The 284-nt window shown below is 31.7% G+C and carries 1 protein-coding gene; it reads left to right on the top strand.

What is annotated here, in order from left to right:
* A partial coding sequence (locus ACNG5D_RS16055; protein WP_418184539.1) for a translocation/assembly module TamB domain-containing protein occupies window positions 1–284 on the top strand: 284 nt, incomplete at both ends.

The following is a 284-nucleotide window of genomic DNA, read 5'->3' on the forward strand; positions in this document are numbered from 1 at the left end:
AAGTTTCATGATGCCAAATTTAAAGTAGCCATGTTTAATTCAGCCTTTATTCTTCAAGACGAGAATTTAAATATTGATAATTCCGGCTTGTCAATGAATCAATTTGTAATTCGTGATGCGAACAACAATACCTTTGAAATGTCTGGTAACATAGGAACAGAATCGTTTATTAATCCAACTTTTAACTTAGAAGTAAACGCCAGTGATTTTCAAGTTATTAATGCTACAAAAGACGATAATGATTTTTTATACGGACAAGCGAGTTTTAATGGAGAGGCTACTAT

The organism is Algibacter ulvanivorans, from assembly GCF_048381495.1.
GTDB classification, from domain to species: domain Bacteria; phylum Bacteroidota; class Bacteroidia; order Flavobacteriales; family Flavobacteriaceae; genus Algibacter_B; species Algibacter_B ulvanivorans.